The sequence below is a fragment of the Asticcacaulis aquihabitans genome (assembly GCF_032490435.1).
In the GTDB taxonomy this organism is placed as follows: domain Bacteria; phylum Pseudomonadota; class Alphaproteobacteria; order Caulobacterales; family Caulobacteraceae; genus Asticcacaulis.
Window position 1 is genome coordinate 130635 of record NZ_JAVGWM010000002.1, and the last position, 20097, is coordinate 150731.

Here is a 20097-nt window from a genome sequence, read left to right on the forward strand (position 1 = left end):
GCTGTTTTTTCCACAATCTTTGCCGGATGTGCTGAGTTGTTCAACCGCCCAATGGCATAGGCGGTATATACAATCACATGGCCTGGGCGATGGCTGTTTCAGAGACCCATAGCGTGTCAAAACTGTGATGACTGGCCTCGGCTTGAGGCCGGCCAAAATAATAGCCCTGAAACTTGTCAACGCCAAGCTCATACAGGATCCGTGCCTGCTCAATGGTCTCAACGCCCTCGGCAATGACCTCAAAACCAAATCTTCGCGCGATCATGACAGCGCTTTCAACGATCACACGTCCATCAGCATCGATGTCATTTATGAAGTGCCGATCGACCTTGATCGCCGTCACCGGAAATCTGTGCAGACGCGACAATGACGAATACCCCGTACCGAAATCATCGATGTGGACCTCAACGCCAAGCTCACGGAGGTTTTTGACACAACGAAGAACCGGCTCCAAATATTCGTCATCGAACAGGGATTCCGTGACCTCAATCTCAAGCCGCGCTGGACTAAGGCCGGTTTGATTTAGAATTTGAATGACCTTCAAATCAAATTGACTATGAACGAGTTGCTTGATCGATGCATTGACCGCTATCTTGATCTGCGCTCCGCCCTTCCCCCAGCCTGTCGCGTCTTTACACGCCTGGTACAAAGCCCATTCGCCCAAAGCCACAATCTTATCGGTGTCCTCGGCGAGTTTTATGAATTCTTCAGGACTTATGGCGCCAAGAGAGGGATGGTTCCACCGAGCCAGGGCTTCATGAGCAACCACTCGACCGGTGGTGGCGCTAATGACGGGCTGATAAACCAAAGTTAATTCATCTGTCCCAATCGCCTGAGCGAGAGATCGACTGAGATCATATCGGCGACGCTGAACTTCCGCATAGGTTTCGCTGTAGGAAAGCGCACGCCCCCGTTCGGTCCGCTTTACCTCGGTTACGGCGAGATCCGCCGCATGAATAACATCTGTGAAAGATTTGTCGTCATCCGGATAAAACGCAAGACCGATGCTCACCCCCAATCGGATGGTTTCACCGTTGAGCACAAACGGATGATTCACGGCGCCAATAATCCTATCGCACAGATATTGTACAATATTCGGTTCAGCCGCAGCCAAGGGCATGGCTACAACAAACTCATCTCCGCCCCAGCGGGCCAGGATTGCCCCCGGCGGCAATTGCTTATTGATTTGCCCCGACACATTGACCAGAACACGATCACCAATATCATGCCCAAGCGCATCATTGATCTGCTTGAAGCGGTCAAGATCCAGAAACATCACCGCCACGGAGAGGTTGCTATGATCTTTCATCAGAGCCTTGGCCCACTCCATCAGACCGCGCCGGTTCGGTAGATTGGTCAGGACGTCGTTGTGCGCAATCTCTTTTAGGGCACGGGTCCGATCAAGAATCTTCGACTCCAGTGTCCCATTGAGATCTTTAAGGTCTGCGATAAGACTTATATTATCATGCTCAAGATCCAGACTTTGGCGCAGGACATTGTGGTTGTTGGAATGCGTCACCAGCATAACGACCAAGAAGATAAGACCGAGCGCTGCGATTATGACATCGACTGAGCTAAATATTGCCAGGGCTAACGAGGCTGGCAACAACAAGATGGTTATATAGAGACGTCCCTGAGATTTCATCGCGGCGGTAACGCCGGTAGCTCCCCCCGCCAGGGCGGAAATAATGATAACAAGGGTGTATCTAGCAACGCTCCCGGAATACGAGGCTTCTCTATCGATGACACCGCACGCTAAAACCGCCCACAGGATGGCCGATGCACACAATCCTACTCCGTAATTTTGCTGCCAATAGGCCAATTTTGAAGGACCGGTAGGCGACCTCGACTTGGTACTCGATCTGTAGCGCACCCAGTCGAATAGCCGGATAGCGCTCAAAGCACACATAAGACAAAGCCAAGCCCAGGCCCATACATGGCCCCCACTCGCAACCGTCCAGGCGGCACCAAAAGCCGCAGCGACATTGACGAATAACATGGGTAGGAGATTTTTGTAGGCGATATCAATCAATTTTGACTGAAATAGAGCATTTTCTTTAAACGTGTAATTCATGCTTTTCATCTTACTACCCTATCGCCGCTTAAATATTACGTCGCTTTTTACTGTCAAAAACAAGCATATTACCGACAAGGGAGTTCAGAGTGTTTAAAGACTGGCCTCACAAGCGGAGACATATATTACCGACTTCTATGTGAATTCCGCCGTTCATTGGCTGTGCCCAACTCTTGGCACAAATTCCCAAGATCAGCGCGCTTAAGGTATTTGCGACTGGAACCGTCAAGGGTGAGGCAGGAAAGTCAATTAGAATAACATTATTATATTTGAGGGCACTTAATTCAGCGTTTATCAATTGCCACAATGCGGTAATAATTTGAGAAAAGAATGGCAACCTACTGATTAATAATATTAAATTTTCCGCGGATTTGAGCGTTCTACCTTAAATATTTTGGGCTATGCGTCCGCTTGGGGCCAAAACGAGTGGAACACCGTCGCGCCCGAAGAGCAAGACCGGTTGCGGCGCCGAACGCCCACGTATTTTCGTTGTTGGATGGACGATTACCAACAGCCTAAACCCGCCACCATTGTGTTTAACTCACTTGAGTGAGTAGGCAGGTTGAATCATCGGCGGCTTGAGCCATCGGCAAGATACCGCTGGCCGAGGCTGAGGAAATGTATTTTCCCGCTCTCGACACCGAAGAGATGGTCGCGCAACTTTAATAAACTCGCCTCCGGCAAAATCCGGGGCGGTTCAACCCTAATGTGACGGACACCGTTTCTCGATGTCCGTCAAACCAATGTGCAGTTCCAGTCTTAGAAGTCAGAGCCAACGCGAATGCCCAAGGTGCGTGGCGCATCGTAGCTGGCGCGTAAATGACCTTGATCCAGGAACTGGAAGTTCTTGGTGGCGACATTGCCCAGGTTTTGGCCATAGAGCTCAACGAAGACCTTCTGGGTCGGCGGGGTGACGCGCAGGTTGACGTCCACCTTGCTATAGGCGGCCTGCGACTGCGCCAGATGCGCACCGTCATAGTTGCGCACATCCAGCCACATCTTGCTTTGCCAGTGGACCAGAACATAAGGCTGGATCAAATAGCCATTGTTCAGCCGGATATCGTGGCTGTAATTGACCGAGAACGAGAATTCCGGCGCGAACGGCAAACGGTTGCCCTTGATGCTTATCGGCTGGTCCGATGGGCCGCACTGCGCCTGGTTGAATATTTGGCGCTCGCCGCACGCATATTCGTCGATCAGCGTTCCCTTGACCACCGTCGCATCCAGCCATGAGACGTAGCCGTTCAAGTGACCATTTTTCCAGGGCTTGGATTCGAACTCGACTTCCACACCGTCGATGCGCGCCTTTGGCAGATTGTCTGTGGTCCAGGCGGTAACCGGGCGCCCAAAGAGTGGGCTGGACGGATCGGTGTTGGTGCCAATAACCTTGTCGCCGGTGTTCTGCATGTCATGATAGTCTTCGAAAAAGAAGGCCGTGGACAGTTGCAGCCGGTTATCGAACAGCTTGCCCTTATAGCCAATTTCGTAATTGGTCACGTGCTCGGGCCGATAGGTCAGAAGCTGAATACAGCCATTGTTGCAGAAGTCCGCCGTCTCGTACATCCCGCCCATCTTGTAACCGCTGGCGATCGCGCCATAGAACATATGGTTGGTCGATGGATTATATTGCAGACCCAGGCGATAGGTGCCGACATTCCATTTCATATCGGAATCGGTCACGTCGAACAGTGGGAGTGCCGTGCCAGGAACGGCCCCCGTTCCCATGGTCGGGGTCAGGTTGTTGGATTGGTGCGCCCGCGGGAAGCCTGACGTATATTGGCCATTGTACCAGGACGGATCCCCGCTGAAGAAGCCATATTCCAGGCCGCCGTGATCCCCCTTACGATCCCAGGAATAGCGCCCGCCGATGGTCGCGGTCAGTGTGTCGGTGATCTTGTAGTCAAACTGCCCAAACAGGGCTTTCGACTCGGTCGTTCGGTTGCGCTGGTCGTAATAGACGCCCCAGGGCAGACCGTCCGGCGTCCCGCTGGCGGCGTCATAGGTTTTGTTCTCGTAAGAGTTCTGCTCGTAATTGATCTGCTTGTGCTCGTAGAGATAGAAGGCGCCCAGCACATAGCTGAGACGGTGATCGCCGTTGGACTTCAACTGGATTTCGTGCGTCATCGATCGGTAGTTGCTGCTGGCGGTCAGGCTGTCGGTATCTTCGACGGGGTAGTATTCAGTTGCCTGCTGTTCGGGTGTGATAGCTTCGCCGATCGACGACCAGGCTGCAGGCGCATAGGCGCCACCGTCATTGTCGGTCAGCTGATGCCGGCGCTCGTCCTCGAAGCCGCCGCGATATTCCAGAACCATGTTGTCGTTGACGTTATAGGTCGCTTTGAACTGGTAGTCATCCAGCGTCATGCGTACATAACCCGGGACGTTGACCAGCAGATAGCGCAATTGATGATCACAGGCCGCCGCCGTACCCACCGCCGACTTACAGTCCACATAGTCGTGGTCGCCCGCCCCGTTATCAGCAAAACGCGACAAGGTCAGCGACAGCTCCAGTCGGTCATTGACCTGCCAGCGCGTGATAACCCGCGCCGCCCATTCGTTCTGGTTGTTGTAATAGTTCTTCGGCGAGACGGCGTGGTTATAGCCTTGATAAACGTCGGGAATACCGTCCTTGACGATGCCGTTGGCGGGTGACGCCAGGTCGGTGAAGTCTTCAACCTGCTGACCATAACCATCGCGCTTCGCCGCCATGTAGTTGACGCGGATGGCAAAATTGTCCGCCAGCCCGAAATTGTAGGTCAGGTGCAGGTCGCGACCGTTATACGAGCTCAAGGAGGCGTCGGCCTTGCCAAAGTAGCGGCCGAAGACCGGTTTGGCCGGAATGACGTTGATTACACCGCCGGGCGAATTCATGCCGAATAGCGTCCCCTGCGGTCCCCGCAATACTTCGACGCGCTCAACGTCATACATCAGCGCCAGGGCGCCTTGGGGGCGCGGCGAATAGAAGCCATCCTGGTGCATAGACACGGCGGCTTCCGCGACTTCTGTCGTATCGGTCGAAGATACGCCGCGCATAGTAATGGCCGTGCTGGAATCGCCGTTCGAACCCATCTGCAGGTTGGGGACCGACGTCGCCAATCCCTTGATGTCGACAATCCCCTGCTTGGTCAGCGCATCCTGCGTCAGGGCCGACACCGCCAGCGGCGTCTTCAGCAGCTTGGTACTGCGCTTGGATGCGGTGATGATCACTTCGGGAATGGCATCACCCGATTTGTCAGTGGCGGAGGCCGCGGCTGGTTGCGCCGTTTGCGCCCACGCGGCGGCAGGCACGGTGCCGGCAAAGGCGCCCCCCAGGCCCAAGGCCGTCGTAAGCATCAAAAGGGAATGCTTTTGGTGTGAAATCGCACGTCTCATGAATTGCTCCTACCAGCCCGACTTGGCTTCCGGGCAGAAGAGTTGCGGCAGGAAACGACCATGGTCAATATATACTTCTACTGGGTGTAATTAATCAGAAATGAGTGTGACAATTTGGCGTCAGTTTGATCGCGACACCGTAAAATCAAGCCGGTTCAGTTTAACCCGACGCGGCGGGCCTTTTTCTGCTGCACGACGTCGTCGCTATCCGGTCGCCCCTGGACAAGCACGTCCATGCGAGGGGTAAGCTTTTCGTAGATCGGCAACACCGCCGCGCCCAGAAGCGCGCTGTCACCGGCCTGGCGCGACAAGACCACGCGATCGCGATCGTGAATACTCAGGCCGCTGCGGACGGAGTGCAACCACGGCACAGCGACATCGATCAACATTTCCCAGAGCGCGGGAGGCGCCGATCCGCCCAGTACGATCACTTCGGGATCGAACATGTTCTCAATGGTGCAGATCGCCTGACGCAGATAAGGCGCGGCATCGCGACACCATTGCGTAATAGCCTCATCGCGATCCTGTAACCTTCGCGCGACCTGGTCAGCGGTGATTATCTCGTCGCAGCCAAGCGCCTCCGACAAGGCGTGAAGCGACAGATAGGTTTCCAGGCACCCCTGGTTGCCACAGGAACACAACCGGCCGCCACGTTCGACGGGAATATGGCCGACTTCGGTGGCGTTCCCGTTGGCACCCTGGTAGGCCGCGCGGTTCAGCATCAAGGCGCCGCCGAGCCCCGCCCCCATGTACAGATAAAAGAAGCGATTCGTGTCACGCGCGGCACCGAATAGTGATTCCCCCACAGCCCCAGCGACACTGTCGACATTATAGAAGACCGGGAGCCCCACAGCCTCTTCCAGGGCCGTGAAAATCTCCAGCCCACGCCACTTTTCAAAGACAGTTGGCCCTTTGAAGCTCAGGTCGGGAGCATCAAACGGCCCAGGCATGGCGACCCCTACCCCCCAGATACGGTCGGCACTTCCGGCCGCGTCACGCAAGGCGTTGACCTGCTTGATCATCGCTACCAGCGCCGTAGTCGGATCGCGCAAATCGATCTCCAGGTCGCGGCGGCCACGCATTTCACCAACCAGATTGACCCGCGCCGCCGACATCTGGTTCAAAGACAGGCTGATACCTATGGCGTCGCCGCCATCCGGATTTAGCTGGAAGGCCATCGGCGGCTGGCCACGCCCCTTCTCGCCCTTTAGGCGCTTGGAAACGATCAGATTCAGGTCTTCGAGATCCTGGGTAATATTGACGATCGTCTGAGGGCTGAGGCCAACGATGTCCATGATATCCTTGCGCGACGCCTCGCCCTGGCGGCGGATAATGTCCAGCACAATGCGTCGATTGAATGGCGCGCTGGATTGTTGTGTCGTGCCTCGGCTCACCATCGGCCTTGTCTGCTCCGGATCCATCAAAAAGGGGCCGAACGGATCGCGCCCGTTCGCATAACCGGTACATATACGCATCTAATCATAAGACGCAATTAAACACATCCAATAGATTTATTAATTGACATTCTTGGCCCGCTCACGCAGTTTCGATATGGGGCGGTCAGGGCGGACCGCGACCACGGGGCAACGCACCCCCCTCCTGGCCCGGGTCATAACTATGAATATCCCTTCCCCGTCGGCTTCTGCCGATCGCACCTTACCGGCCGTCACCGTCATTGGCGACATCAATATAGATATGGTTATGGGGCCGCTCGCCCAATGGCCGGCAGTCGGCACGGAAGCCATCCTGCCGCGCAGCGAAATGCGCCCGGGCGGCTCCGCCGGCAATGTCGCACTGGCGCTGAAGGCCCTCGGCGCCAGGGTCGACCTGTTCACCTCGGTGGGCAATGATTCGATGGGGCTGTGGCTGCGGGAACAGTTCGACGATTGCACCGCGACCATCGATCTATGCGAAGCGGCGACCTCAATAACGGTGGCTGTCCTGGATCCCTCCAGCGAACGCACCTTTCTGACAACCGTCGGCCATCTGGACCAGCAGGAGTGGGCACCTCTGGCCCGGGCTATTGCGCCGTCAGCCCGACCAGGTGCCATCGCGCTGCTCACCGGCGTTTTTCTGCTCCCAAGGCTGCGCCGCCGCTATATGGAAATCCTGCACTCCCTGCGCGGCCTCGGTTACGTCATCGCGCTGGACACCGGTTGGCCGCCGGAGGGTTGGACACCTAGCGTCGTGGCCGAGGTCCAGAGTTGGCTGGGCCTGGTCGACCATCTTCTGCTGAACGAAGTTGAAGTCACCAGCCTGGCGGGCACGAATAACCTCGATGATGCCATGCGTTTGTTGGCACAGCGCCTGCCACCGTCAGCGACACTGGTCACCAAACTGGGTCCCCGGGGTGCTGCGGGTATGGGGCCGGAAGGATCCGGCCACTACGTACCAGCGGCACGCTCCGACATTTTCGATACAGTCGGCGCAGGCGATGCCTTTAATGCCGGCTATCTGTCCGCACGCAATGGCGGTCTTGGCTTAATGGACGCGCTCAAGGCTGGCTGCGAGACGGCGACCGAAATCATCGCTCGGTTCCCACGAAATCTGGCGTCGGCAAGCCTTAAACAGGGCGTTTCAATAGGGGAAACAGCATGGCCAACCGGGGTCTGACAGTCGTCTACATTTTGTGCGTATGGTTCGTCATCTCTTTCGTGACGAACATCATTGGCCCGTTGATGCCAGTCTTGATCGGCGATTTTCACCTGAACCTTGCCTTAGCGGGATTCCTCCCCTTCTCTTTCTTTCTCGCCTATGGCCTGGTCTCGATACCAGCCGGCGCCCTGATCGAGACCCGTGGCCCATCTTTTTCGTTACTGACAGCCTTGTCGGTCAACTTGGCCGGTGCCCTGATCTTTGCCCTTCACCCCACATACCTGGCGGGTGTGGCGGCGCTGTTCATCATCGGCGCTGGCATGGCCATGCTGCAAGTCATCATCAATCCGTTGATGCGCATGGCCGGCGGTGAAACGCATTTTGCGTTTTACTCCGTACTGGGACAATTGGTGTTCGGCCTGGCATCCTACCTCAGTCCCGCAGTTTTTTCGGTGATTATGAACCACAACGCGACCTTACCAGGCGCGCTAACGGCCCTGACCACGATGTTTCATGCGCCACACTGGGCCTTGCTCTACTGGCTGTTCGCCGTGTTGTTCCTGCTGACGATCGGGCTGACATTCGCCATCAATCTTAAGTCCTTCAGCCTCAACGCCGACGAACGCGCAGAACCGGTCGGCGTCTATCTGAGCCTTATGCGCAACCCTACGGCTCTGCTCTATTTCTTCGGGATTGCCTGTTACGTCGCCATGGAGCAGTCCATCGCCAACTGGATGTCTGCCTTCCTTCAGACCTATGATGGGATCGATCCAACGACCGTCGGCGCGCAAGAGGTGGGCAATTTCTGGGGATTGATGTCCGTGGGCTGCCTGATCGGGCTGGGGCTGCTCAAGCTGTTTGATTCGAAGGTCGTGCTATGTGGCGCCGTCATTTGTGCCGCCCTATCGCTGGCGGCGGCGCTTTTCGGGACCGCGCAGGTCAGCCTGGTGGCATTTCCGCTGTGCGGGCTGTTCTTGTCTGTGATGTTCTCGATTGTTTTTTCGCTCGGCCTGAATTCAATTCCCAATAATCACGGCGCCTTGTCGGGTATCCTTTGCTCGGGCATTGTCGGTGGCGCGTTCGGCCCCCTGCTTGTTGGCGCCGTCGGCGAACATCTGGGCCTTAGACTGGCCTACTTGCTGGTCTTCGCATTTATGGCCTTTTTGTTCGTTATCGGCATTTACGCCAAACCCCTCGTCAAGAATCAGACGGTCTTTCAGACGTCGCAACACACCTGAGGAAAGCAGCCTTGATAACCGAAGCCGCTACGCCGCCGGCGCGACCGGTACGCCTTATCTCTCTCGACGTCTTGAGAGGCCTTGCCGTTATCGGCATGATCCTGGCCAATGCGACCGACGGCGTAAAGGAAGGCTTCCACGCCCAGGTCTTCTCCCAGCTTCTCCACGAGCGCTGGGAAGGCCTGCATCTCGCCGATACGGTCTTTCCGGCCTTTCTGATGATGGTCGGCGTTTCGGTGCCGTTGGCTCTGGGCAAGATCAAAGCCTCAGGGGCTGTCGATGCAGGTGTGCTGTCCAAGGTCATCTGGCGGGCTATCCGGCTCGTCGCCCTGGGCTTCATCCTGGTCAATATCGACTATTTCGCCAATTTTGCCACGAACACCTGGCGCCTGTTCGGCGTGCTGCAGCGTACAGGCCTGGTCTACGGTGCTTGCGGCCTTCTCTTCCTAACGTGCGGGCCGAAGACACGTCTGGGAATTGCTGCGGGCCTACTGATCTTCTATTGGCCGCTCGCCCTATTGCCGCAACTCGATGCCGGCCCGAGCGACATCTGGGTGCGCGGACATAATTTCATCGGCTCCGTCGACCGGGTGTGGTTGGGTGATGGCCATCACAACTATGTAAAGGGGCCCGAAGGCTATGACCCAGAAGGCCTGCTCGGCACCTTGCCCGCGATTGCCCACGGGCTCATCGGCGTGGCGGTTGGAGAATTCATCAGCCGCAACCGCGGACCATCCGCCGCCGGACGTCTGGCGATTGCCGGACTGGTTATGCTGTTGGTCGGTATCGGCTGGGGCTTCGTCTTCCCCGTCATCAAGGATATCTGGTCAAGCAGCTTCGTCCTGGTGACCTGCGGCCTGACAACCCTGGTGTTGGCAAGCCTGCACTTCGTCCTCGACCGCGGCAAAGCCCCCCATTGGGCGGCACTTTTCCCGATGGCATTCGGCATAAACGCCATCGTCGCCTATGTCCTGGATGAATTATGGTATCAGCTTCCGACCTGGTCTCTATTCGGACTGCCCTATTTTGGCTTACGCGGCTGGATTTATGAGCCGATCGCAGCCCTGATACCCGTGATTTTGTTTATCCTGTTCATATGGATGTGCGTCGAATATCTGCGCCGGCAGAACTGGATTGTAAAGATATAGATGTCCTTTGGTCGCCGGTCTTCATGCGCCACCGGCCGCTAAGACCTGTAGCCCAGTGACAGCGGCGCTGCCAATTTGCTGCTTCTGACCAGGCCGAGACCGCCAGAAACGCGAGGCTCTAAACATCCTGTCCGCCGGACGGCTGATCCGGTTTCGCTTTTGCGGCCCGTTTCGCTACCGGGATGGTCCAGGTTTTGGGTTCCAGAAAGCCCAGGATGTGGGCGGGACCAATGACGAACACACCCTTTTCGCGCTGCGCATCGATGATGGTATCCCGCAATGCCTTCATCCGCGTCCAGTGCTGCTTCGGCCGGAAATGATGTTCGGCGTGATAGCCGTTGTTCATGAAAACGAAGTTGTAGATAGGTGCGTATGTCGACACGCCCCATGCAATCGGTTCGTCGGGATTGCCGCCCAGATGCTCATAATAGCCGGACAGGTTGGACAAGCACTGCCCCAGATAGCTCGCCACAATACCGAGCAGGGCAAACGGCCAGGCGATAATCAGGAAGAGTATCCACACAATGACAGTCGACCAGAACTCACGCATGGCCTGATCGGCGTCGCGGGACCGTCGGCTACGTATCTTTTTCGCCAGCGTGAAGGGATCGTCATCGCGAAAATATTGAAGAAAGACGTAGGACAATAAAGGTTCCGCTTTGCGGTCCGCCCCAAACTGATAAATGGACAGCGGATCGAGGGTGTGCCCAGTATCGTCAGGATAATCGCCATTGCCGGCATGGTGCCACAGATGCACGTAGTGATACATGGTCTGCGGCGTGACAAGACTCCAGGAAATCAGGTAGGACACGACGCGGTTCGCGGTTTTTGACACGAAGAACGGGTTGTGGATAAAGTTGTGCGCAACGGAGTTCAGGTTCCAACCGACACTAAAGGCGTAGACGCATAAGCCCAATACCCGTTCCAGCCAGGTCATACGCCACCAACTGAGCGCAAAGGCGACAATCAGCAAGAATTGAACGACGACCAGTGCGGCGGGCACGGCATCCCAGGCGCTGGTCGCAAAAATACGGCGTGTGTTTGGTTTTTTGGTCATTTCGGTCAATCCGCGCGCGGCGCGCCAAAATGGCGCGTCATTCCCAAGCTGAAGATGAAAATGTTACGTGATTTAAGGATGGGGCTGCGCCATTCTTCCCCATAGATTCGATCAGCGCTGGCCTGGGCGAAAACAGACGTTCCGTCGTCCAATTTATGACCCAAGGTGAGTTCGGTGCCCGCACTGAAATAGTTGTTCTTTAGAACCCTGGGCAGGTCGAAATCGTGAGAGTGACGGCCCCTCAAACCGAAAAACTGTTCGGAAAAGTTGGAATCTGCCCAAGACCCCCGCACCTCGATACCCAAGGCAGTCTTTTGGCTCAATTTAATGCCGCCATCATAGGCGACATCGCCCGACCATCCCTGATAGCTGTTGATGGCGCGCCGTAACCGCATTTCAATATCACCAACGTCGCTATTATAGACGGCAAAGCCGCCTGCCTCAAATGCATCCGGCATCTTGTGCGCCCCGCGCGGCAGCTTGTCGGAGAAAGACTGCCGGTACTCCAGCACAGGCCCCAAGCTCCATTTTCCCCGCTTTATAGCCGTCCATTTGATGCCGTCATCCAGGCTGGCCTGCAGACGATCCCCGACCTTCAACTCAATGACGGGATAGAGCTCATCTGTTGCCCTGCTGTCCCCGATATGTTGCGGACGCCTGCGCAGAATTACACCTAGGTCGCCACTGATGCCGGAGGACACGAGGGTGTCGATATTGGCCCAGTTCAGCGCCGGCATGGCGATGCTGGCGGTTGCGGCGTCCGGCGGTTCTGCGGTCACGAGCGCGATCATGCCGCTTCCTTTTCTGTAGCCAGCAGCGCAATGCCGCCTAAGATAAGCACCGACCCGCCGATGGCTATGAGGTCGACCGCCTCATGGAATACGAAGACGCTAATGGCCATAACCAGACAGTAGCTTATGGCGGTAAGCGGAAAGGCCTTGCCCAGGTCAATGCGACTGAGAATCGACAACCAGAGTACCAGGTTGACAATTTCGATCGCGATCATGCCCCAGAACGCTGGTGCGGTAATCACCTGGTCCAATGCCGTCCATATTTCCGTTCCTGGCGGCGTCAATCGATCCCCGAGCGATTTGGCGAGGTATTGAAAAACAACCAGACACAGCGGCTGGGCCACCAGTAAGGCGCCAAGGCTCCATCGGCTGCGCGGTATCGCGGGGGGGATCATGCGGCTTCCTCGACGGGATCGGCTGCAAACAGAGGCGACAGGACCTTGAGTCCGGCCGAAATCGCCGGGTTACGATGCCTGAATGCCATGTCCGTACGCAATAGCTGCGCCCCCAGACGGAGTTTATTGGCGTAGGCCGCCTGCCCGACCTGAAACAGGGTCAGGCCCTGGTCCAGACAATAGGCGATGTTGTCGAACCAGGAGGTGAAATACAGGTTGTTCGCCCGCCCTTCCGCTCCCATGACGAAGAATTTGTCGATCAATGTCGTGTCGTCACGCAAAAGCAGGTTGGCCGCCAGTAGCCGATCGTCCTTTAGATAAAGCGCGCAGAACGCGCCTCCTGGCCTGCGCGCCAGAACGCCGTTGAAATAGTCGAGCGTCAGTTCCTCGAACGCCATTTCCGCCCGTGCCCGCGTATCGCGATAGAGCGCCATGATGGCCTCTTCATAGCCCTCTATCCGACTGACACGCTTAAGCCGCACCTCTGTGCGTGCCTTCAATTTGCGGCGCATGTCCTTGCGCGTCGCGTGGGACAGACGCGAGAGATATTCGTCGATCGTCGCAAAATCGATGGGCAACCGTGCTACCGGCAGGCCGGAGACGAGCCCGCACCCCTGCGCCTCTATCAGCGGCTGCCATAATGCGCGATCGTGCTCGGCTAAATCCTTTACGGCCAGGAGTGCGCCTCCCTTCGCCTTGGCGACGCGAAAGAAGGTATCAAGCATAAGACTGGCGATCTCGCGCGCACGGCCCTGGTCGCGAATGCCCAGCATCGCCACCTCTGTGCACGGCGAGCCCAGCGCGGCCAAGGAGACGCGCAGAAGTCCCGGTGCCCGCTTTTTCCAGCCGGCAATCATCTCGCGCAGGCGGGCGTTGTCTAAGGTCGTTTCCAGGTCGTAGGGCGTGGTAAAGGCGGGCGCCGCACCGATCAGGCGCTCACCGTCAAAAATGGTGACGTAGAAAAAACCAAAGCCCACGAGTCCGCTGGCTTCGATAGCCAGATGATAGGCGTGATCTTCCACAGGCCGTGTAAAGCATGCGTTCCAGTCTGACGCGTCAATCGAGGCAATATTGTCGAAGATACGGGCCTCAAGCATGACGCGCGACCTCTTCGCGATAACCTATCGCCTCAAGGGTTGCCGCCACCACCTTGCTTCGCTCCCGATCAACATGCACCATGTGATAGCTGTCCTCGAGAATGACCAGCCGGGCGTCTCCGCCTGCCCGCTTCATCAGCCGTTCGGCGTTGCCAACTGAGCAGATGTCATCTTCAAGCGCATGGACAAGCGTCAACGGCGTCCGGTTTGCGGGTGCGGCCTTGAGTACCGCCTGCCCCAGAAGATAGGTGTCGGCGAGGCATTTATACGGCATGCCATCCAGCGCCCCTTCGATTAGCGACTCCTGGGAGGCTGCAACCAAAGCCCGCAGGCGTTCATCCTTCAAACCGAAGGGATGGGCTTCGGGCACGATGTGGCTTCGCAAGCCCGGCAAATACATAAGCGGCAAAGCCAGCGGCAGAAGGCCGTAGTGGCGCTTCATGGCCCAGCCGTCAAAAGCGAAAAGCGGCGCGTAGACGGTACAACTGGCAAGGTTTCGGCACTGGGCCAACATGAAGCCGAGAAGCCCTCCCACACAGATGCCCGCCACATGCACACGCTGATAGTGCGGGGCGCGATCATCATATAGCGCCGTCAGGCTTGCCAGCCAGTTCCGCCAACCCGTGGCGATGAGTTCTGGATATCCTTGGCCGTGCCCGGCCAGCAAAGGGGTTGCGACATCGTAGCCTCTGTCCCGAAGCTTTTTGGCGACAAAGCGCATTTCATCGGGCGCGCCTGTCAGCCCGTGGACAAGAATGACCAATTCACGACCGGGGACAACCGGCCGTGCGGCCTGAAGAGATACCATATTCATGCCTGCCTTCCCGCGATCAGCGCCACGCCCATGGCAATCAGAGCCGAAGCCCACAGTTTGCGCGCCGACAGCCCCTCACGCAGAAGAAGGCGGCACGCCAGCGGAATGGTCAGGTAGGTCAAACACATGACCGGATAGGCCTGGCTAAGCGGGAGTGTGCGCAAGGCCAGAACCCAGGCGACGCTTTCAACCGCCCAAAGTGCGATGCCGAGCCAAGCCATAGGTTGGCGCAAAGCCGCCACAACCCCTCCACCGCCGGCGGACGCGCGATTGCTCGCCACCTTGTAGCAGAGTTCAAGGCAGGTCTCCGTCATGACACACACCAGAAGAAGCACCCAAGCCGTCACGAAATCCGGCTCCCGAGATGTGGCGCCAGGCACTGATGAAGGGCGCGGTTGGCCGTGGCGTTGATCCACATCGCCTCCGTATCCAGATCACCTTGGCGAGGCTGATCGAGACAGGATTCAATCCACTTCAGCGTGGTCGCCCACGGTCCCGGACCGTAAACCATATCACTGGCATCCCCGACGATATCTGCGCCGCGCAAGCGGCGGCCATCGATCAGATGATTGAGCCAGCGGATAAGCCGCGACAGACGCAATTCGCCCTGGTCCCAGTTGGTCGCCGCGTCGAGCGGAGACAAAACATCCTTATCGATGGTGACATACAGGTCGTCGGTCCCGATCAGTTGATCGAGTTGATCAAGGAAGAGTGCGTCGCCCAACGTCTCAATTGTGGGAATGCGACGGCCAGCGACGATGCACTCTTCCTTGGCTTGCGTACGCAAGGGGAATGGAACTAGAAGTCCCTCGCGTACAACACTGAGATCGGCGCCCTTGCGGGCGCTGTCATACATGTCCGGGCTGCACATGCCGATCGATATGATTTGGCGTACCCCGTTAAACCGGGCGACCCGCGCCGCCCAGCTTCCGCAATGCATGCCCGGTGAAAACTTGACCCAATCGGGATGATTGTCGACATGGAGGACCGTCATCGGACGCTCCGGTGCTTGGTCCACAGCGCGACGGATCAACAGGGCGGCCACATGGTGAAAGTCCCCCGAGCCTGCATAGACCAGGATTGGCCCCAGTCCTTTCGTCGCTTCGCGTGTGCGCAGATCCAGCGCATCGAGCGACGGTGGACGTGACCACAGCCGCAGCGCCGGCCCAAGATCGCGCGCGGGCACACGTGTGGCGTCAGCCACGATCTCTTCGAGCATGTGCGCCTGGGCGTCCAACGCCGCATCCAGGTCCAGGATCACGGTGGCCATGGTGTTTACCGGTTGACGCAGCGACGCAACAGGGCGTCGATCAGCTTGATGGCCAAGTCTATTTCGGACTCGGTGATCTCCAGGGATGGCGCGAGCGTGATGACATTCTTGTAGTAGCCACCGACATCGAGAATAAGGCCGTAGGTTTGCCCGTCGATCTCGATTCCGCCCTTCAGGCCCTCCGCCTCCATGTCGTCGAGCAACGCTTTGTTCGGCGTGAACCCGTCGTCCTGACAAATCTCACAGCGGAGCGCCAGGCCAAGACCATCGACATCGCCGATTTGCGGCCAGCGCTTCTGCAAGTCCTTGAGCCCTTCCAGGAAATAGGCCCCCTTGCGGGCGACCTTGGCACCGTAGTCTTCTTCCGACACCATGCGCAGGGTTTCCAGCGCGACCGCTGTGCCCATTGGATTGGCGTTGAATGTAGAGTGCGTCGATCCTGGTGGGAAAATTCCCGGATTGATGAGCGCCTCTTTTGCCCACAGGCCGGACAGCGGGTTCAGGCCATTGGTTATCGCCTTGCCGAATACCAGTATATCGGGGGTGACGCCGAAATGTTCGATGGCCCACAGTTTACCGGTACGGTAGACGCCCATCTGAATCTCATCGACAACCATAAGCACGCCGTGCTGATCCAGTACCGCTTTCAATTCACTAAAGAAATTCATGGGCGGAACGACATAGCCGCCCGTACCCTGGATGGGCTCGATATAAAAGGCGGCGTATTCGCACTGTCCGGTCTTGACGTCGAGGACACCGTTATATTCGGTTTCAAACAGGCGCTTGAATTTCTTCACACATTCATGGCCGTATTCTTCCTTGCTCATGCCCTTGGGGCCGCGGAAGTGGTACGGGAATTCGATAAACTGAGCGCGATCGCCGAAATGGCCGAAACGCCGGCGATAGCGATAGGATGAGGTAATTGCCGAGGCGCCAAGGGTACGGCCATGATACCCGCCCTCAAAGGCGAACATCAGACTCTTGCCGTTGCTGGCATTACGCACCAGTTTGAGAGAATCTTCTACGGCCTGGGCGCCGCCAACATTGAAATGAACACGCCCTTTCTCACCGAACTTCGCTTCCATATCGCGGGCGATCAGCGCAGCCAATTCGATTTTTTCGCGGTGCAGATACTGAGAAGCGACCTGAGGCAGGGTATCGAGCTGGCGATGCGCCGCTGCGTTCAGACGGGGGTTACGGTAGCCGAAATTGACCGCTGAGTACCACATTTGCAGATCGAGATAGGCCTGACCACCCGCGTCGTACATGTAGGAGCCTTCGCATCCCGTAAAGATGCGGGGCTTGTCCATGTAATGAACTGTATCGCCATGCGAACAATATTGCGCCTCTAGCGCCAAAAGGTCGGCTTCGGACAAGGTATGAGGATCGTACATAAATAAACTCCCTGAATTCAGGCTATTTGCCGCTGCGCATGGAGGCTGGCCAAGGCGAGGCGTATGTCGTCGAAGGTGTCGAACGGCGTGAAATATTGTTTGCGCTCCCGGGCGTAGCCAGCCAGCCGGTCGCGGGCGAAAAGAATGTCGGCACGCGCGCTGACGCAGAAGTCGGACCGCCCATCGCCGATAAAGACCATGGGGCCGTCCCCAGCCGCTTCACCCACTACGGCGCACTTGCAGACCCCAGAGCCTGCAGCACAGCCTGTCCGGGCAGAGGGTTGCTCCAGGCGATAGGCGGAGCCTTCCAGCGCGAGGCGGTTCGATATGACCGGCAAATGCGCCAGTCCATTGCGGGTGAGTATGCGTCTAATGAAGCGATCAACGCCGTCGCTGACAATGGTCAACGCGATCGCTTCGCTGTCGCACCAGTTGGCGAATTCAACAAAGCCCGGGCGCAGTTCGCAGGCATCAAGCACGGCATCCAGTGCCGCTTCGTCCGTGTCTATAAGCGCAATCTGGCGGCGCATGCACTCGGCCGCCGTGATTTCATCCCTCGACCATTGGGCTTCAATGTCCATCCACTGCGGCGCAGCACGCTGGCTCAGCACCTGATCAGTGGTATCCTGACACGTTATGGTGCCGTCAAAATCGCAATAAACGCGCATTCCCATTCATCCTCATTAGGCCGAAGCGGACGGCCTACGGTCTAGATGAGATGGCTGACGCGAAACTGATCGACGTGATCAAAATTTCAGTTTGGAAATCTTTGGGGTAAGATCAGAACCGCGACCAGGCCTGCAAGACCATCATCGCGATCGCGTAGACTGATCCGCCCGCCCAACGCCTGGGCCGCGTCGCGCGCGATCGCCAGCCCCAGGCCCGAGCCGTTCGATTTGTTGGTGGGCGCGCGCCAGAAACGATTAAAAGCTTGCGACCGGTCGGCAGGCGACATGCCTGGTCCGCGATCACGGACCTCTATGGTGCCGCTGTTGGTCGCGGCGTCAACGGCCAGATGGATGACAACCTCGGACCCCGCCTCAGTGTAGAACAACGCGTTTTCGATTAAGTTCGACAGCGCCAGGCGCAAGGCCGTTTCGGCGCCCTCAAAGGTAAAGTCTTCCCCTTCGAGCGCTACATCTATACGTCTTTGGGCGATCACGGGGGCGACTTCCGCCAGCAACTGTCCGATCAGCGCATGCATACAGATGTTGACATCCCTGTCTTCAACCGCCCCCAACCGGGCGAGCACCAGCAGTTGATCGGCCAGTTTGGCAATGCGCGTAGTCGCAGCGGTAAGCGCTATAAGTCGCGTTTTCAGCTCAGCCGGATCGTCGATACGCGCGCACAGCTGCGCCTCGAGGCTCAGCGCCGCCAGCGGGGTGCGCAATTGGTGCGCCGCCATCTCCGTGAAGGTGCGTTCGTGCTGCAAACTGTCTTCGATTCGGCGGAAGAGGCCATTGATGACGCTGGTCAATTGATCCAGCTCTGCTGGCCAATCCTCCGAGCGCACCGAGGTGAATGGCGGCCGGCCCCGCTGTTCGGCCAGTCGCGCGCTAAAACCATCGAGGTCGCGCAGGCCACTTCTGAGGCTAACCCAGATCAGGACAAGCAGGACGATGGCAATGCCGACAAAAGGCGCGGCCAGTTCCAGAGCAATATTACGCACCAGTTCATCACGGACACCCAGCCGCTCCCCGACCTGGACCATGACATTGCCACCGGTGGCCGCCAGCGTATATATCCGCCACGCCTGACCATCCTCTTTCACGACGTGGAAGGTCGACGCGTCTGCCGATTTTGGTACAGCCAGGCTTGGGCCGGTATCGGACTTTAAGCGCAACTCTCCTCGATACCATATCCGGAACATCCGCCAGTCGGCGTAGGCGTCGAACGCCTGCCGGTCCTCGTTCGACAAAACGGGCATGTCGTCAACTTCCATGACCGAACTGCTGCCGGCCTTGCGGATATCGCTCAGTTCCTCTCCCATAAGATTGACAAGGAGATTTGCGCCCAGCACCAGTTGCTGGTCGAATATCTGATCGACTTCGGCGCGAACGGCTGTGCTGGCGATTCCCAGGATCGCCAGCACAGCGAGGAACATGACCAGGGTCATGCGTGCGAATAGGCCGCGCGACAGGGATTTCGGTGTCAGAAGTAAACGCAGAATATTTGGAAAACGCCGGTTCAACGCACCACCATGTAGCCCAGACCGCGGGCGCTTACGATTGATTCCACGCCCAGTTTTTTCCTCAAGCCGTAGATTGCCGCTTCCACCGTATTACTCTCCACGCCGGTGTCGTCATCATAGATGCTGCCTTCGATATCCGACTTCGACACCCACCTGCCAGAGCGGGTCACTAGCACCGACAAAACCTTGAATTCGCGCGCCGTCAGGTGAACAGGTTTGCCTTCACATCGAACGACCCGGCCAGCCATATCCAGTTCGTATATGCCGAATCGCAAGGCGCCGTTGACCTCGCCCGTGCTTCGACGGATCACGGCTTTCACACGAGCCAACAATTCATCAAGATCATAGGGCTTGACGATATAATCGTCGGCGCCGCTATTGAGCGCCAGTAGCCGGGTTTCGCGCTGGCTTTTGGCCGTAATGACCAGAATAGGCAGGCCATTGCCGCGCTTGCGGACGGTGCGCAAGAAGTTCAGGCCGTCGCCATCCGGCAGCCCCAGATCAAGCAAGGCGACCGAAAACGTGGTATAGTCGAGAGCTTGCAGTGCATCTTCGAGCGTTACCGCCCACATGACACTGTATCCCAGGCGTTCCAGCGCTGCCTTCAGCCCGGCGCCAAGCCCCACATCATCTTCGACAAGCAGAAGGTGCATACAGTAAC

17 protein-coding genes are annotated in these 20097 nt (G+C 57.5%); 3 read left to right on the forward strand and 14 right to left on the reverse strand.

All coding sequences use genetic code 11. From position 1 onward, the window contains the following. Positions 1–73: 73 nt before the first annotated feature. The 3 genes from RCJ00_RS07600 to RCJ00_RS07610 all read right to left on the reverse strand — a co-directional run bounded on the left by RCJ00_RS07600 (position 74) and on the right by RCJ00_RS07610 (position 6921). Entirely contained in the window at positions 74–2083 is a 2010-nt protein-coding gene (locus RCJ00_RS07600; protein WP_316221196.1) for a putative bifunctional diguanylate cyclase/phosphodiesterase, read from the reverse strand. A gap of 750 nt (positions 2084–2833) precedes the next feature. Then, entirely contained in the window at positions 2834–5446 is a 2613-nt protein-coding gene (locus RCJ00_RS07605; protein WP_316221197.1) for a TonB-dependent receptor, read from the reverse strand. Between the two features lie 155 nt (positions 5447–5601). Beyond that, positions 5602–6921 carry an ROK family transcriptional regulator gene (locus tag RCJ00_RS07610; protein WP_316221198.1) on the reverse strand — a complete coding sequence of 440 codons (1320 nt, stop codon included), beginning with the start codon at positions 6919–6921 and terminating at the stop codon, positions 5602–5604. A gap of 142 nt (positions 6922–7063) precedes the next feature. Between RCJ00_RS07610 and RCJ00_RS07615 the strand changes: the two genes are divergently transcribed. The 3 genes from RCJ00_RS07615 to RCJ00_RS07625 are packed head-to-tail and all read left to right on the forward strand — an operon-like array spanning position 7064 to position 10427. Next, positions 7064–8059: a carbohydrate kinase family protein gene (locus tag RCJ00_RS07615; protein ID WP_316221199.1), complete on the forward strand. Its 996-nt coding sequence runs from the start codon at positions 7064–7066 to the stop codon at positions 8057–8059. Next, complete coding sequence (locus tag RCJ00_RS07620; RefSeq protein WP_316221200.1) at positions 8041–9279, forward strand: MFS transporter; 1239 nt, start codon at positions 8041–8043, stop codon at positions 9277–9279. The genes RCJ00_RS07615 and RCJ00_RS07620 overlap by 19 nt, the downstream gene beginning before the upstream one ends. Positions 9280–9290: 11 nt before the next feature. Beyond that, positions 9291–10427, forward strand: coding sequence for an acyltransferase family protein (locus RCJ00_RS07625; protein WP_316221201.1), 1137 nt, complete (start codon positions 9291–9293; stop codon positions 10425–10427). A gap of 118 nt (positions 10428–10545) precedes the next feature. Here the strand turns inward: RCJ00_RS07625 and RCJ00_RS07630 are convergent, their stop codons facing one another. From RCJ00_RS07630 to RCJ00_RS07680, 11 genes are all read right to left on the reverse strand, one after another. Then, a complete protein-coding gene (locus tag RCJ00_RS07630) occupies positions 10546–11484 on the reverse strand; it encodes a fatty acid desaturase family protein (protein WP_316221202.1) in 939 nt (312 codons plus the stop codon). Between the two features lie 5 nt (positions 11485–11489). After that, positions 11490–12275: a MipA/OmpV family protein gene (locus tag RCJ00_RS07635; RefSeq protein ID WP_316221203.1), complete on the reverse strand. Its 786-nt coding sequence runs from the start codon at positions 12273–12275 to the stop codon at positions 11490–11492. Then, positions 12272–12670, reverse strand: coding sequence for a DMT family transporter (locus tag RCJ00_RS07640; protein WP_316221204.1), 399 nt, complete (start codon positions 12668–12670; stop codon positions 12272–12274). Before RCJ00_RS07640 ends, RCJ00_RS07635 begins: the two co-directional genes overlap by 4 nt. Then, a complete protein-coding gene (locus RCJ00_RS07645; protein WP_316221205.1) occupies positions 12667–13767 on the reverse strand; it encodes a GNAT family N-acetyltransferase in 1101 nt (366 codons plus the stop codon). Before RCJ00_RS07645 ends, RCJ00_RS07640 begins: the two co-directional genes overlap by 4 nt. After that, positions 13760–14581, reverse strand: a complete 822-nt coding sequence (locus RCJ00_RS07650; RefSeq protein WP_316221206.1) for an alpha/beta hydrolase — start codon at positions 14579–14581, stop codon at positions 13760–13762. Before RCJ00_RS07650 ends, RCJ00_RS07645 begins: the two co-directional genes overlap by 8 nt. Next, a complete protein-coding gene (locus RCJ00_RS07655; RefSeq protein ID WP_316221207.1) occupies positions 14578–14895 on the reverse strand; it encodes a DMT family transporter in 318 nt (105 codons plus the stop codon). The genes RCJ00_RS07650 and RCJ00_RS07655 overlap by 4 nt, the downstream gene beginning before the upstream one ends. A gap of 29 nt (positions 14896–14924) precedes the next feature. Then, the gene (locus RCJ00_RS07660; RefSeq protein WP_316221208.1) at positions 14925–15851 is read right to left on the reverse strand and encodes an arginase family protein; all 927 of its coding nucleotides are present in this window, start codon (positions 15849–15851) and stop codon (positions 14925–14927) included. Positions 15852–15856: 5 nt separating this feature from the next. Then, the gene (locus tag RCJ00_RS07665; RefSeq protein ID WP_316221209.1) at positions 15857–17245 is read right to left on the reverse strand and encodes an aspartate aminotransferase family protein; all 1389 of its coding nucleotides are present in this window, start codon (positions 17243–17245) and stop codon (positions 15857–15859) included. 17 nt (positions 17246–17262) lie between these two features. After that, positions 17263–17919: an MtnX-like HAD-IB family phosphatase gene (locus tag RCJ00_RS07670; RefSeq protein ID WP_316221210.1), complete on the reverse strand. Its 657-nt coding sequence runs from the start codon at positions 17917–17919 to the stop codon at positions 17263–17265. Between the two features lie 80 nt (positions 17920–17999). Beyond that, on the reverse strand, positions 18000–19436 hold the full coding sequence (locus tag RCJ00_RS07675; protein ID WP_316221211.1) for an ATP-binding protein: 1437 nt from the start codon (positions 19434–19436) through the stop codon (positions 18000–18002). Next, positions 19433–20089: a response regulator transcription factor gene (locus tag RCJ00_RS07680; protein ID WP_316221212.1), complete on the reverse strand. Its 657-nt coding sequence runs from the start codon at positions 20087–20089 to the stop codon at positions 19433–19435. Before RCJ00_RS07680 ends, RCJ00_RS07675 begins: the two co-directional genes overlap by 4 nt. Positions 20090–20097 lie beyond the last annotated feature (8 nt).